The organism is Limnohabitans sp. DCL3 (assembly GCF_048019295.1).
Taxonomy (GTDB): domain Bacteria; phylum Pseudomonadota; class Gammaproteobacteria; order Burkholderiales; family Burkholderiaceae_C; genus Limnohabitans_A.
Genome location: NZ_CP171842.1, coordinates 1876833 through 1889525, shown reverse-complemented (window position 1 = coordinate 1889525; position 12693 = coordinate 1876833). Strand labels below are relative to the sequence as shown.

The window sequence follows — 12693 nt, the reverse complement described above, 5'->3', positions numbered from 1 at the left end:
CAGGCCTGCCTTGAATTGCCTTTGTCCTAAGGACCACCATGTGCCAGTTGATGGGCATGAGCTGCAACAACCGCGCAGCCACCACGTTTTCCTTCACCGGGTTTTCTGCTCGGGGCGGGCGCACCTCGGACCATGTTGACGGCTGGGGCATCGCGTTTTACGACGGGCAGGGTTGCCGCGTCTTTCAGGACGACCAACCGGCCAGCGAGTCACCGCTGGCCGAATACGTGCGCAGCCACCCCATCAAATCCAAAGTGGTGGTGGCCCATGTGCGCAAAGCCACCCAAGGCGATGTGCAATCGGCCAATTGCCACCCATTTCAGCGCGAATGGCTGGGGCGCACTTGGGTGTTTGCGCACAACGGTGATTTGGGCCGCTTTCAGGCCCCGCCCACAGGCCAGGACATGCCCGTGGGCACCACCGACAGTGAGCGTGCGTTTTGCGCCCTCATGGGCCGCTTGCGTCAGCATTTCAAAGACTGGCAACACCCCCCGGAGTGGCCAGAGCTGGCCCCGGTGCTGGCCGGTATCGCGGGCGAGCTGGCTCAGCACGGCAACTTCAACATGCTGCTGAGCGACGGCCACGCGCTCTATGTCCACTGCTCCACCCACTTGCACCAGCTCACTCGGCACCACCCGTTTCCCAAGGCTCGCTTGGTGGATTGCGACATGAGTCTGGACTTGGGGCCGCTCAACGCTCAAGGCGATGTGATGAGTTTGCTGGCCACCGAACCCTTGACGGTCGATGAGCCTTGGCAAGCCTTGCGTACCGGAGAGTTTCGGGTGTATGTCGACGGCCACGAGGTCTGGCGCGATTTGAACCCGCAAACCACCGCCTTTGCAGCAGCTGCGCGTGTGACGCCCTTGGGGCGCCTCAGAGTTTCTTGACCAGCACCTGGCTTTTGCGGTCCCAGTTGTATTTGCGTTTGCGCGCTTCGGGCAGCCAGTCGGGGTCCACCTGCACAAAGCCGCGCTTGATGAACCAGTGCATGGTGCGGGTGGTGAGCACAAAGATGCTTTTGACGCCCATGGCGCGGGCGCGTTGTTCGATGCGTTTGAGCACCTTTTCACCATCGCCCTGGCCCTGTGATTGGGGCGACACGGTCAGCGCCGCCATCTCGGCCGTTTTGGCTTCGGGGTAGGGGTAGAGCGCGGCACAGGCAAAGATCACGCCGTCATGGTCGATGATGGTGTAGTGGTCCACATCGCGCTCGATCTCGGTGCGGTCTCGCTTGACCAAGGTGCCATCTTTTTCAAAGGGCTCGATCAGCTGCAAGATGCCGCCCACGTCGTCGGCTGTCGCCTCGCGCAGCTCTTCCAGCTTTTCGTCCACCACCATGGTGCCAATGCCGTCGTGCACATAAATTTCCAACAGCAAAGCGCCATCCACCGCAAACGGCAGGATGTGCGAGCGCTCCACCCCTTCTTCGCATGCTTTGACGCAGTGCTGCAGGTAAAAGCCAATGTCGGTGGGTTCGGTGGGCTGGGGCAATGAGGCCAAAAGCTGCTTGGCGGCGGCCAGAGGCAGTTCGGTGTCGATCGGGTTATCCTCGCTGACCGGCTCACTCGGTTGCATGCGGATACCCGGTATTTCGGTGACAAAAATCAGCTTGTCGGCCTGCAACTCTGCGGCCACGCTGGTGGCCACTTCTTCCATGGTCAGGTTGAAGGCTTCGCCCGTGGGTGAGAAGCCAAAAGGCGAGAGCAGCACCATCGCGCCCATGTCCAGCGTGCGCATGATGCCGTCCACGTCCACCTTGCGCACCAGACCCGAGTGCTGGAAATCCACCCCATCCACGATGCCCACGGGACGCGCGGTGATGAAATTGCCCGAAATCACCCGCACGGTGGAGCCGGCCATCGGCGTGTTGGGCAGCCCTTGGCTGAAAGCCGCTTCGATTTCATAGCGCAGTTGCCCCGCCGCTTCTTGGGCGCAGTCGAGGGCCACGCTGTCGGTGATGCGGATGCCATGGGAGTATTTGGGGGTGTGGCCCTTGGCCATCAGTTGTTCATTGACCTGCGGGCGAAAGCCGTGCACCAGCACAATCTTCACACCCATGCTTTGGATCAGTGCCAAGTCTTGCGCCAGGTTGTGCAGCTTGCCGGCTGCAATCGCCTCGCCGGCGATGCCCACCACAAAAGTCTTGCCCCTGTGCATGTGGATGTAAGGTGCGACCGACCTGAACCAGGGCACGAAGGTGAAGTTGAAAACTGTGGACATGGGCGGCGAAGGTGCGGTGAAAGGGCTGCGAAAGTGGCAGGGTGCGCGGGACTGGGATAATCCCCGCTGTTCATGCCTTGATTTTCACAGAAGTTCCCGCCTTGTCCGACACCCCCCTCCAAATCGAGTTCCCCGAAGGCCTGCCCGTCTCTGCCCGCCGCGGTGAAATCATGGCCGCCATGGACCAGCACCAGGTCATCATCGTGTGCGGTGAAACCGGCTCGGGCAAGACCACGCAGTTGCCCAAGATTGCGCTGGTGTTGGGCCGCGGCAAGCTCAACGCCAAGCCGGGCGAGCGGGCGCGGATGATCGGCCACACCCAGCCGCGGCGCATTGCGGCCAGCTCGGTGGCCAAGCGGATTGCGGAGGAATTGAAGACCCCGCTGGGCGAGGTGGTGGGTTTCAAGGTGCGGTTTCAGGACCGTTTGAGCAAGAACGCCTCGGTCAAGCTCATGACCGACGGCATTTTGCTGGCCGAAACCCAGACCGATCCGCTGCTGCAGGCCTACGACACCCTCATCATCGACGAGGCGCACGAACGCAGCCTGAACATCGACTTTTTGCTGGGCTACCTGCGCCAAATCTTGCCGCGCCGCCCGGACCTGAAGATCGTGGTCACCTCGGCCACCATCGACGCTGACCGCTTTGCCAAGCACTTTGCCTCGCGCCACGGCCCGGCCCCGGTCATCATGGTGTCGGGGCGCACCTTCCCGGTGGAGCAGCGCTACCGCCCGTTTGAAGAGTCCCGCGACTACGGCCTGAACGAGGCCATGGCCGATGCGGTGGATGAACTCTGGCAGGGCGGGGCAGGGGGCGACATCCTGATCTTTTTGCCCGGCGAGCGCGAGATCCGCGAGGCCGCCGACCACTTGCGCAAGCACTTGGCGCACCAGCCCCTGACCCGCAACGCCGAAGTGCTGCCCCTCTTTGCCCGCCTGTCGCAGGCCGAGCAAGACCAGATCTTTGAAGCGTCGAATGGCCGCCGCATCGTGCTGGCCACCAACGTGGCCGAAACCTCGCTCACGGTGCCCGGCATCCGCTACGTGATCGACGCTGGCACGGCGCGGGTCAAGCGCTACAGCCTGCGCAGCAAGGTCGAGCAGCTGCTGGTCGAGCCCATCAGCCAGGCGGCGGCCAACCAGCGAGCGGGCCGCTGCGGCCGGGTGGCCAACGGCATTTGCATACGCCTTTACGACGACAAAGACTTTGCGGGGCGTCCGCGCTTTACAGACCCAGAAATTTTGCGTTCGTCTCTGGCGGGTGTGATCTTGCGCATGAAGTCGCTGCACCTGGGCGTGGTGGAAGACTTCCCGTTCATTGAAGCGCCATCCAAACGGGCCATCACCGACGGCTACCAACTGCTGGCCGAATTGGGCGCAGTGGACGACGACAACGAACTCACCCCCATCGGCAAAGAGCTCGCCCGCCTGCCGCTGGACCCGCGTGTGGGCCGCATGATTTTGGAAGCGCGGCACCGCAATGCGCTGGACGAAGTGCTGGTGATCGCCAGTGCCATGAGCGTGCAAGACGTGCGCGACCGCCCCATGGACGCGCAAGCCCAAGCCGACCAGCAACACGCCAAGTTCGACGACGACAAGAGCGAGTTCACCGGCTACCTGAAGTTGTGGAAATGGATTCACGACGCCCGAGGCGGCCCCTCCAAATCAATGGGGGTCAGATCCCAATTCAATTCATCAGGCCAGCCGGGCCAAAACAATCGGGATCTGACCCCAATTAAAGACGCTTCGCAGCACAAACTCAGCAACCGCCAGTACGAACAGCTGCTGCGCCAGAACTTCGTCAACATCCGCCGCGTGCGCGAGTGGCGCGACACGCACACCCAGCTGCTCACGGTGGTGGCCGAGCACCAATGGCGCATCAACACGCAACCCGCGAGTTACGAGCAGCTGCACCTGTCCATGCTGGCGGGTCTGCTGGGCAATGTGGGCTACAAGCTCGAAGACGAAGAAGCCTATCTGGGCGCTCGCGGCATCAAGTTCCACAAACACCCCGGCGCGCACCTGAACAAAAAGCCGGGCCGCTGGATCGTGGTGGCCGAACTGGTGGAAACCACGCGCCTGTTTGGCCGGGGCATTGCGGCGATTGAGCCGCAGTGGCTGGAGCAGGTCGGTGCGCACCTGCTGCGCAAACAAGTGCTGGACCCGCATTGGGAAAAGAAATCGGCCGAAGTGGTGGCACTGGAGCGGGCCACGCTCTACGGCCTGGTGGTCTACAGCGGGCGGCGCACGGCCTACAGCCGGGTGGACCTGCACGGCGCCCGAGAGATTTTCATCCGCGAAGCGTTGGTGGGCAACCAGTGGGAGACCCAGCTGCCTTTCCTGGCCGCCAACCACAAGATGATCGCCAAGGTCGAAGAGCTGGAACACAAGTCGCGCCGCCAAGACGTGCTGGTGGATGACGAGCTGATCTACGCCTTTTACGACCAGCAGATTCCCCCAGAGGTGTGCAGTGGCCGCCTGCTGGAAGATTGGTACCGCCATGAGAGCGCCAAGCAGCCGCGCCTGTTGCTGCTGAGCCGCGAAGAATTGATGCGCCACGAAGCCGCAGGCATCACCACGCAGGCTTTTCCCAAACACATCCGCCTGGGCGGCACCGACTGCCAAGCCACCTATCTGCACGAGCCCGGCGACGCCCGCGATGGGGTCACCGTGACAGTGCCGCTGTTTGTGCTGAACCAAGTCAGTGAAGACCGCTGCGAATGGCTGGTGCCCGGCCTGCTCAAAGACAAGATCCAGGCCCTGCTCAAAAGCCTGCCGCAGCGCCCGCGCAGCCGCTTTGTGCCGCTGCCCGAATCGGCCACGCGCTTGGCTGCCGAGCTGTCGGTGCCCGAGCTGTTTGGCAGCGGTTCGCTGACCGACGTGCTGCTGAAAAAAGCCCGCGACGAAACCAGCCTCGACATCAAGCGCACCGATTTCAAACACGAGATGCTCAGCCCGCATTTGTTCATGAACCTGCTGGTGGTGGACGAACACGGCCGCCAGCTGGGCATGGGCCGCAACCTGGGTGCGCTCAAAGGCGAGCTGGGTGCCAAAGCGCGTGGCGCATTCCAGGCGCTGGCGCAGCTCAAAGTCGCGGCAGCGCCTGCTGTGGCCCCGGTAACGGCCAACGCAGGCCAGTCTTCGGCCACCGCACCAGCGAACACAACAGGCGCTAACCGCACCAACGCCGCCCCGGCCAAAGCCGCCGCAGCGCCCAAGCCCTTGGCCCCCCAGCGCTACACCGCTTGGACCTTTGGCGAGTTGCCCGAGCTGATGGAAATCAGCAAAGGCGGCCAGACCCTGATCGGCTTCCCCGCGCTGGTGGACGTGCAAGACGCCGTGACCATCGAAGTGTTTGACGAGCCCGACGTGGCTGCCCACAAAAACCGCGCGGGCCTGCGCCGCCTGTTTGCGCTGCAGATCAAAGACGCGCTCAAGTACCTTGAGAAAAACATCCCCGACCTCCAAAAGATGGCGGTGGCCTACATGCCGCTCGGCACAGCCGATGAGCTGAAAAACCAAATCATCGACGTGGCGCTGGACCGCGCCTTCTTGCTCGACCCGCTGCCCAACGACGAAATCACGTTCAAGCGCCGCATCGAAGAAGGCCGCGGGCGATTGACGTTGATTGCCAACGAAGTGGCCCGGCTGGCGGGCACCATCTTGCTGGAGTTTGGCGTGGCCACCCGCAAGATCAAAGACACCAAAAACGCCCCCGACGCGACGGCAGACTGCACCCAGCAACTGCAGCGCCTGATGCCCAAAAACTTCATGGCCGCCACCCCGTGGCCTCAGCTGCAGCACTGCGCCCGCTACCTGAAGGCCGTGACCCTGCGCCTCGATAAATACCGCGCCGACCCCGCCCGCGACGCCCAGCGCCTGACCGAGCTGAAGCCCCAAGAACAACGCTATTGGCGCTTGGTGGCCGAACGCAAAGGCGCGCAAGACGCCCGCATGCTGGAGTTCCGCTGGTTACTGGAAGAGTTGCGCGTGAGCTTCTTCGCGCAAGAACTGCGCACCCCGCAGCCGGTCAGCATCAAGCGGTTGGAGAAGGCTTGGGGGCAGTTGAATCATTGAGGGTTCATTTCACCCCCGGGGCCTCACCACTATGGCAGAAGGCACCCGAAGGTGCCTTCTGCCATGATTTAAACAGCGCCCGCAGGCGCCGTTGTTCAGTTTGCCATAACTTAATGCTTGCCGAATTTGCCCTTGGCCGCTGTCACGCAGCTGGCTTTGGCATCGCCCGCAAGGGCATCGCATTTTTCATGGGCGACTTTGTAATCGGCTTCGGTCTTTTCTGAGGCGGCGTCTTTTTTGGCATCGCCAATTTCTTGGCCCATCTTGGCATCGGCCAATGCTTTCGTTTCGGCGGCTTTGGCTTCTTCTTGGCAGATATCTTTGGCATTGCCTTTTTGGACTTTGCAGGCCGCTTTGTCTGTTTTGTAATCCGCGCTGATGCGGGTTTTGCTGGCCTTGTGGTCGGCTTTGTTCATGGTTTGCGCAAAGGCCGCCGACAAGGGCAGCAGGCTGGCACACACGATGGCGGCAGTGAGGGTTTTGAGGTTTTGCATGGGGGGTTCTCTGTGTGAATAACGAAAACACATTGGCACACGAACTGCCCGTGGGCGTCAGTGCATCAACGCACCGATGCACTCAAGGGCGAACATGAGCTTGGGCTTGGGCCGTCAACACCCGCACTTGCGCGGTGAGCTCCCGCACCGCTTGGGTCAGGCTCAACAGTTCTTGCTCTTTCAAGATGTCGATCTTGTTGTGCAGGAGTTCGATTTCCAATTCTGCTTTCACATTGATTTCGTAATCGATTTGCGCATGCCGGCGGTCCAGCTCTGACTGCCGGTTTTGGCTCATCATGATGGCCGGTGCCGTGTAGGCCGCCTGAAACGACAGCAACAAATTGAGCAGGATGAAGGGGTAAGGGTCCCAGGCATTTGGCCCCACCAGCACATTGCCCGTGATCCAAATGGCGATGGCCGAGCTTTGCAAAACGATGAAGCGCCAAGACCCAATGGTCGCCGCCACACCGTCGGCCAACCGCTGACCCCGTGTCAGAGGCCGGGCAGCCATGTGCTCAGGCATGAGGGTTGGTGCGATGGCCAATTGCTGTCGATGGGTTCTGCGCAACTGCCGCAGCAGCACCAACTGTTGCATTTCTTCGGCAGATGGCTTGGCGACGGGGTGGGGTGGGTGCTGCATGAGACTTCTCAGGGTTGTGCTTCAGGGTAACAGGCGGTTCATGCGTGGTGTCAAACATGCACTCTGAGGGCAGTGCGGTGCCGCACTGTGGACACGGGTTTTGTCTTTGTCCTTGTACGATGTGCAAAACCTCAGGGCATTCATGACGCTTCCACTTTCCGCATCTTTCAAGCGATTGGCTTGGTCCAATTTGCTGGCCCAATCGGCGGAGCAGCTGAGTTTGGCGGCTGTGCCGATCGTGGCGGTGCTGTTGCTCAAGGCCGGGCCGGGCGAGATCGGCTTGCTCGCGTCCATCCAGTCCTTGCCTTTCTTGTTGCTGGCCATGCCCTTGGGGCTGCTGGCCGACCGCACATCGCGCACGCGCCTCATGGCTTTGGCCGAAACGCTGCGGGCTTTGGCCTTGCTGCTGCTCTTGGGTTTGATCGTCACGGGTCAGGTCTCGATTGCGGCCTTGGCGGTGCTGGGTTTCATGGCCGCGGTGGGCACCGTGGCGTTCAGTGTGGCTGCGCCTTCTTTGGTGCCTGCCATGGTGCCGGTCGATGCCTTGGCCCAAGCCAATGGGCGGCTGGAGTTGGCGCGCAGTGCGGCATTTGCCGCAGGCCCGGCCTTGGCGGGCGCCTTGATTGCATGGACGGGCGCCTCCGCAGCGTTTGTGCTGTCGGGCATGTTGTCCGTCATGGCGGTCTTGTGCTTGCGCGGCATCACCGAACCCACCCGGGCCGCCATGCCCGACAGGCACCCTTTGCTGGAATTGCAAGACGGGGCCAAATGGGTGTGGCGCAGCGACTATTTGCGGCCCATCGTGTTTTGTTCCATCGTCTGGAACATTTCTTGGTTCATGCTGCAAGCCGCTTACGTGCCTTACGCCATCCACGATTTGGGCTTGGACGCCAGTGGCGTGGGCGTGACTTTGGCTTGTTATGGCGTGGGCATGATCGTGGGGGCGTTGCTGGCGCCCCGGGTGGTGGGGCTGCTGCCCTTTGGGCAGGCCATTTTGCTGGGGCCTTATTTTTCGGTGTTGGCGGCGCTGACGATGGCGTTGACGCTGTTTTGGCCGCAGGGTTGGTTGGCGGCACTCTCGTATTTCTTGTTTGGCGCGGGTCCCATCATCTGGACCATCACCTCGACCACTTTGCGTCAAACGGTGACGCCCCGTGCCATGATCGGGCGGGTCACGTCCATCAACATTGTGGTGAGCACAGGCGCAAGGCCTTTGGGCGCGGCCTTGGGTGGCGTGGTGGGGGTGAGCTTTCCGGTCTCCGTCAGTCTTTGGTGTGTGGTGGCCGGTTTTTTCCTGCAGGCAGCCCTCATCACCGCGTCCAAACTGCGCACCTTGAAGCGTTTGCCCGATCCTTTGCCTGACTGAGCGCAACTCTGCGAACACCCATCGCGAAGTGGGCGCCGCTCCCACAGCCACGCAGTCAGCGCGGCAGCGTCATCAGCGGGATGTCTTTGGCAGCAGCCAATTTGTCGAGCTGGGCGCGGGTTTGGCTGGCCAAGAAAGCTTCGATGGCCTGGCGTGTGGCGGGCTTGAAGAGGTCTTTGACCGGATGCGCCAGTTGAATGCCCGCAGCTGCGCACAGGCTGATGGCAAAGTGCGGCTCCAGCGCCGCGACGGCCACGCGTCCGTTTTTGCAGGCGTACATGCGGTAACCCGCGTGTGCGCCACCCACGGCGCCATCGGGGGTCGTCATGCGCAACTGGCGGGGCAGTGCCAGCCAAGCGGCCGCTTCTGACAACGCCACTTCATGGCGGGTGCCTTTGCCGGTCGTCTTGAGGGTGATGACGGCTTTGAGCGTGGCTTCACTGGCCATGAGTGCGCCGCCCATGTCGGCAAACAAACTGGGCGGCAAGTCCATGCCATTGACCAAACCCACTTCGGCTTGGTAAGTGAGGTCATGGCCAGGAATCTCGGCCAAGGGGCCGGGCGCACCCACCACTTCGATCAGACTGAGTGCGGGGTATTGCTGGTGCAAAGCTTTCCAGCCCAAGCCCAATTTGGCGAGGGCTGAAGGCCGAAAAGAGGTGAGCAGCACGTCGGTCTTGGGCAGCAATTTGTGCAAGGCGGCTTGACCAGCGTCGGTTTTGAGGTCCAGCGTTTGGTGTTTCACGCCTTGGTGCATCAGGTCGTAACCGCTGGGCGTGTAGTGCTGCATCGGGTCGCCAGCAGGCGGGTTGATCTTGGTGCAGCTGGCGCCCATTTGCGCCAAGCGCATCAGGGCGGCGGGGCCGGGCAGGTTCAGGGCAAGGCTGACAACGCGCGTGCCGCGCAGGGGTTTAGTGGTGCTCATGCCCCGATCATAGTGCGGGTGGCCAGGGTGTTTTGTAGGAGCGGCGTCCTCGCCGCGATGGATGAACCTGAGGTTTCGCAAAAGCCCTATCGCGACGAGGGCGTCGCTCCCACATGAAGACAGTTCGCTGAGTTATTCGCCAAAGTTGAGCGGCAAGCCCACATAGTTTTCGGCCATGGTGCGCGAGCCGGCTTCGCTGTGGATCAGGTAGTCGAGTTCGGCGTCTTGGAACTTCTGCCCGATGTCGCCGTTTTCTGGGAAGTGGTGCATCAGGCTGGTGAACCACCAGCTGAACCGCTCAGCACGCCACACGCGGCGCAGGCAGCGCTCTGAATACGCGTCGATGCCTGCATCGGTTTTATCGGCATAAAACTCGATGAATGCAGTGGAGAGGTACTTCACATCGGTGGCGGCCAAGTTCAGGCCCTTGGCGCCCGTGGGCGGCACGATGTGCGCGGCGTCGCCGGCCAAGAACATGCGGCCAAAGCGCATCGGCTCGGTCACAAAACTGCGCAGCGGGGCGATGCTTTTCTCAATGCTGGGGCCTGTCACCAGATGCTCGCGTGCTTCGGGGTCCAGGCGATGGCGCAGCTCGGCCCAGAAAGCGTCGTCTGACCATTGCTCGACCTTGTCGGTGGTGGGCACTTGCAGGTAGTAACGGCTGCGCGTGGCACTGCGCTGTGAGCACAAGGCAAAGCCGCGGGTGCTGTTGGCGTAAATCAGTTCGTGGTGCACGGGCGGTGTGTCAGACAACACGCCCAACCAGCCAAATGGATAGACCTTCTCGTATTCCTTGATCGCGCTTTGGGGGGCACTGGCGCGGCACACGCCGTGAAAGCCGTCGCACCCGGCAATGAAGTCGCTCTCGATGGTGTGCAGCTGGCCATTTTTCTCGTAGGTCACGCGGGGTTTTGGGCTGTCAAAGTCGTGCACCTGCACGTTACCTGCTTCGTAGACCGTGGGCAGACCTTCGGCTTGGCGGTTGTCCATCAGGTCGCGGGTGACTTCGGTTTGGCCGTACACAATGACTTTTTTGCCGCCCGTGAGGTGGTCCATGTCGATGCGGTGGCGTGCGCCTTTGAACAACAGGTCAAAGCCGGTGTGCACCAAACCTTCTTTGTGCATGCGCTGGCCCACACCTGCTTCGTCGAGCAGGTCCATGGTCACTTGCTCCAGCACGCCTGCGCGGATGCGCGACAGCACGTAGTCGGGGCTTTGGCGCTCGACGATGATGGCGTCGATGCCGGCTTTGAAAAGCAATTGGCCCAGCAGCAAGCCAGAAGGGCCTGCGCCGACGATGGCGACTTGGGTGCGGGTGGTGCTCATGGGTGTCTCGGGGCGTGGTGGCAGTAGCTTTCAAGCTTAGGCCGTGGCCGCGAGCCGAATTGGCAGGTCCCCTCAATTTTGGCCGATCTGTGCATGATTTGTGCGATCATCGCGCAAATTGATGGAGTTCCATTCTTCTTTGAAAGCCCAGCCCGTGCCCATTGCCAAACCAGATTTCATCGAAGGCCTGGCCAAAGGCCTGGCCGTGCTCGAAGCTTTTGACACCGAGCGTCAGCGCCTGAACGCGACGCAGGCGGCGCAGCGCACCGGCATCACCCGGGCGGCGGCGCGGCGGCATTTGCTCACGCTGGCCGAGTTGGGGTATTTGGAAACAGATGGCTCGCATTACTGGCTCTCGGCGCGCGTGTTGCGTCTGGCCGGCAGTTACATGGCGACTTCGAGGTTGCCCCGAACGCTGCAGCCCACCCTCAACCGTTTGGCCGCGCAAACGCAGGCAGCTTTCAGCGCGGTGGTGCTCGATGGCGATGAGTGCGTCATCGTGGCCCGCAGCGCCGGCGTGGCCGAGCCGGTGCGCCACTTGGCCTATGGTTTGCACCTGGGGGCACGCTTGCCGGCGCATGCCACGTCCACGGGCCAGGTGTTGCTGGCCAACCTGCCCAAAGCCGAATTTTTAGCTTGGCTCAAAGGGCGGGAGCTGGCCCGCATCACGCCGCAGACCGAGGTGGGTTTGACCCGGTTCAAAGGGTTGGTTGAAAAAGTTCGCCAAGACGACCACGCCTTGGCCCGTGACGGCCATGAACTCGGTATCCATGCGTTGGCGGTGCCCCTGCGCAACATGCAGGGCCGCACGCTGGCCGCGCTCAATGTGGTGGGCACGGCCGAGCAGTTGAGTGATGCCGCTGTGCAGCGCCAATGGCTGCCCTTGCTGCTGGAGGCGGCGCGGGAGTTGCGGCCCTTGTTGTGAGCGGACTCAAACGCCCAGATGCTGCTCCAGCACACTCGGGTCATCCAACAGGATTTGTGAGGAGCCTTCGAACACCACCTGGCCTTTGACCAAGATGATGTTGCGATCGGTGATCTGGGTGACGTGTTTCCAGTTTTTGTCGACGATGATGGCGCTGATGCCACTTTCCTTGATCAGGCTGCAGATGCGCCAGATGTCGCGGGCGATCAGCGGGGCCAGACCTTCGGTGGCTTCATCCAGGATCAGCACGTCGGGGTTGGTCATGAGCGCCCGGCCGATGGTGAGCATTTGTTGCTCACCGCCCGACAGTTGCTGGCCGCCGTGGCCCAAGCGTTCTTTCAGGCGTGGGAAGGTCTCGAGCACACGCTCATAAGTCCAGTCGCGTTGCCCTTGGGTGCCGGGGCGCGCGGCCATGTGCAGGTTTTCCACCACGCTCAGGTTGCCGAAAATACCCCGGCCTTCGGGCACGTAGGCGATGCCCATTTGTGCCACTTCAAACGTGGGGCGACCGTTCATGCGCTGGCCCTTGATGGCCACCGTGCCTGTGCGCGGCGGCACGATGCCCATGAGGGTTTTGAGCAGGGTGCTTTTGCCCATGCCGTTGCGGCCCATGAGGCCAATGGTTTCGCCCCGGCCCACTGAAAAGTTCACCCCGCGCAGGATGTGGCTCGCGCCGTAATAGGTGTTCAGGTCTTGGGCTTGGATCAACAAGTCGCTCATG

The 12693-nt window shown here is 62.0% G+C and carries 10 protein-coding genes; 4 read left to right on the top strand and 6 right to left on the bottom strand.

What is annotated here, in order from left to right; all coding sequences use genetic code 11:
• Positions 1-38: 38 nt before the first annotated feature.
• Entirely contained in the window at positions 39-887 is an 849-nt protein-coding gene (locus ACHEXK_RS08540) for a class II glutamine amidotransferase (protein WP_416545231.1), read from the top strand.
• Here ACHEXK_RS08540 and argA read toward each other — a convergent pair.
• Entirely contained in the window at positions 874-2220 is a 1347-nt protein-coding gene (gene argA, locus ACHEXK_RS08535) for an amino-acid N-acetyltransferase (RefSeq protein WP_416545229.1), read from the bottom strand. The genes ACHEXK_RS08540 and argA overlap by 14 nt on opposite strands.
• A 170-nt stretch (positions 2221-2390) precedes the next feature.
• On the opposite strand from argA, the gene hrpA reads away from it, so the two are divergent.
• Positions 2391-6296 (top strand): ATP-dependent RNA helicase HrpA, encoded by a 3906-nt coding sequence (gene hrpA, locus ACHEXK_RS08530; RefSeq protein WP_416548901.1) that lies wholly within the window; start codon positions 2391-2393, stop codon positions 6294-6296.
• Positions 6297-6406: 110 nt separating this feature from the next.
• Here the strand turns inward: hrpA and ACHEXK_RS08525 are convergent, their stop codons facing one another.
• Both ACHEXK_RS08525 and ACHEXK_RS08520 read right to left on the bottom strand, forming a co-directional pair.
• Positions 6407-6790, bottom strand: a complete 384-nt coding sequence (locus tag ACHEXK_RS08525) for a cell envelope biogenesis protein TolA (RefSeq protein WP_416545227.1) — start codon at positions 6788-6790, stop codon at positions 6407-6409.
• Positions 6791-6872: 82 nt separating this feature from the next.
• Positions 6873-7430, bottom strand: a complete 558-nt coding sequence (locus ACHEXK_RS08520) for a DUF1003 domain-containing protein (protein WP_416545225.1) — start codon at positions 7428-7430, stop codon at positions 6873-6875.
• A gap of 142 nt (positions 7431-7572) precedes the next feature.
• On the opposite strand from ACHEXK_RS08520, the gene ACHEXK_RS08515 reads away from it, so the two are divergent.
• A complete protein-coding gene (locus tag ACHEXK_RS08515; RefSeq protein WP_416545223.1) occupies positions 7573-8796 on the top strand; it encodes an MFS transporter in 1224 nt (407 codons plus the stop codon).
• Positions 8797-8851: 55 nt separating this feature from the next.
• Here ACHEXK_RS08515 and ACHEXK_RS08510 read toward each other — a convergent pair whose 3' ends face one another.
• A complete protein-coding gene (locus tag ACHEXK_RS08510; RefSeq protein ID WP_416545221.1) occupies positions 8852-9721 on the bottom strand; it encodes a CoA transferase in 870 nt (289 codons plus the stop codon).
• Positions 9722-9853: 132 nt separating this feature from the next.
• Positions 9854-11047, bottom strand: coding sequence for a 4-hydroxybenzoate 3-monooxygenase (gene pobA / locus ACHEXK_RS08505; RefSeq protein WP_416545219.1), 1194 nt, complete (start codon positions 11045-11047; stop codon positions 9854-9856).
• A 121-nt stretch (positions 11048-11168) separates the two neighbouring features.
• Here pobA and ACHEXK_RS08500 point away from each other — a divergent pair, with 121 nt between their 5' ends.
• Positions 11169-11972 (top strand): IclR family transcriptional regulator domain-containing protein, encoded by an 804-nt coding sequence (locus ACHEXK_RS08500; protein ID WP_416545217.1) that lies wholly within the window; start codon positions 11169-11171, stop codon positions 11970-11972.
• Between the two features lie 6 nt (positions 11973-11978).
• Here ACHEXK_RS08500 and ACHEXK_RS08495 read toward each other — a convergent pair whose 3' ends face one another.
• Positions 11979-12692 carry an ABC transporter ATP-binding protein gene (locus tag ACHEXK_RS08495; RefSeq protein ID WP_416545215.1) on the bottom strand — a complete coding sequence of 238 codons (714 nt, stop codon included), beginning with the start codon at positions 12690-12692 and terminating at the stop codon, positions 11979-11981.
• Position 12693 lies beyond the last annotated feature (1 nt).

What these genes read in the sequence shown, in the direction of transcription:
- ACHEXK_RS08540 (WP_416545231.1), top strand. Translation starts at nt 39, where the DNA reads ATGTGCCAGTTGATGGGCATGAGCTGCAACAACCGCGCAGCCACCACG.
- argA (WP_416545229.1), bottom strand. Translation starts at nt 2,220, where the DNA reads ATGTCCACAGTTTTCAACTTCACCTTCGTGCCCTGGTTCAGGTCGGTC.
- hrpA (WP_416548901.1), top strand. Translation starts at nt 2,391, where the DNA reads ATGGCCGCCATGGACCAGCACCAGGTCATCATCGTGTGCGGTGAAACC.
- ACHEXK_RS08525 (WP_416545227.1), bottom strand. Translation starts at nt 6,790, where the DNA reads ATGCAAAACCTCAAAACCCTCACTGCCGCCATCGTGTGTGCCAGCCTG.
- ACHEXK_RS08520 (WP_416545225.1), bottom strand. Translation starts at nt 7,430, where the DNA reads ATGCAGCACCCACCCCACCCCGTCGCCAAGCCATCTGCCGAAGAAATG.
- ACHEXK_RS08515 (WP_416545223.1), top strand. Translation starts at nt 7,573, where the DNA reads ATGACGCTTCCACTTTCCGCATCTTTCAAGCGATTGGCTTGGTCCAAT.
- ACHEXK_RS08510 (WP_416545221.1), bottom strand. Translation starts at nt 9,721, where the DNA reads ATGAGCACCACTAAACCCCTGCGCGGCACGCGCGTTGTCAGCCTTGCC.
- pobA (WP_416545219.1), bottom strand. Translation starts at nt 11,047, where the DNA reads ATGAGCACCACCCGCACCCAAGTCGCCATCGTCGGCGCAGGCCCTTCT.
- ACHEXK_RS08500 (WP_416545217.1), top strand. Translation starts at nt 11,169, where the DNA reads ATGGAGTTCCATTCTTCTTTGAAAGCCCAGCCCGTGCCCATTGCCAAA.
- ACHEXK_RS08495 (WP_416545215.1), bottom strand. Translation starts at nt 12,692, where the DNA reads ATGAGCGACTTGTTGATCCAAGCCCAAGACCTGAACACCTATTACGGC.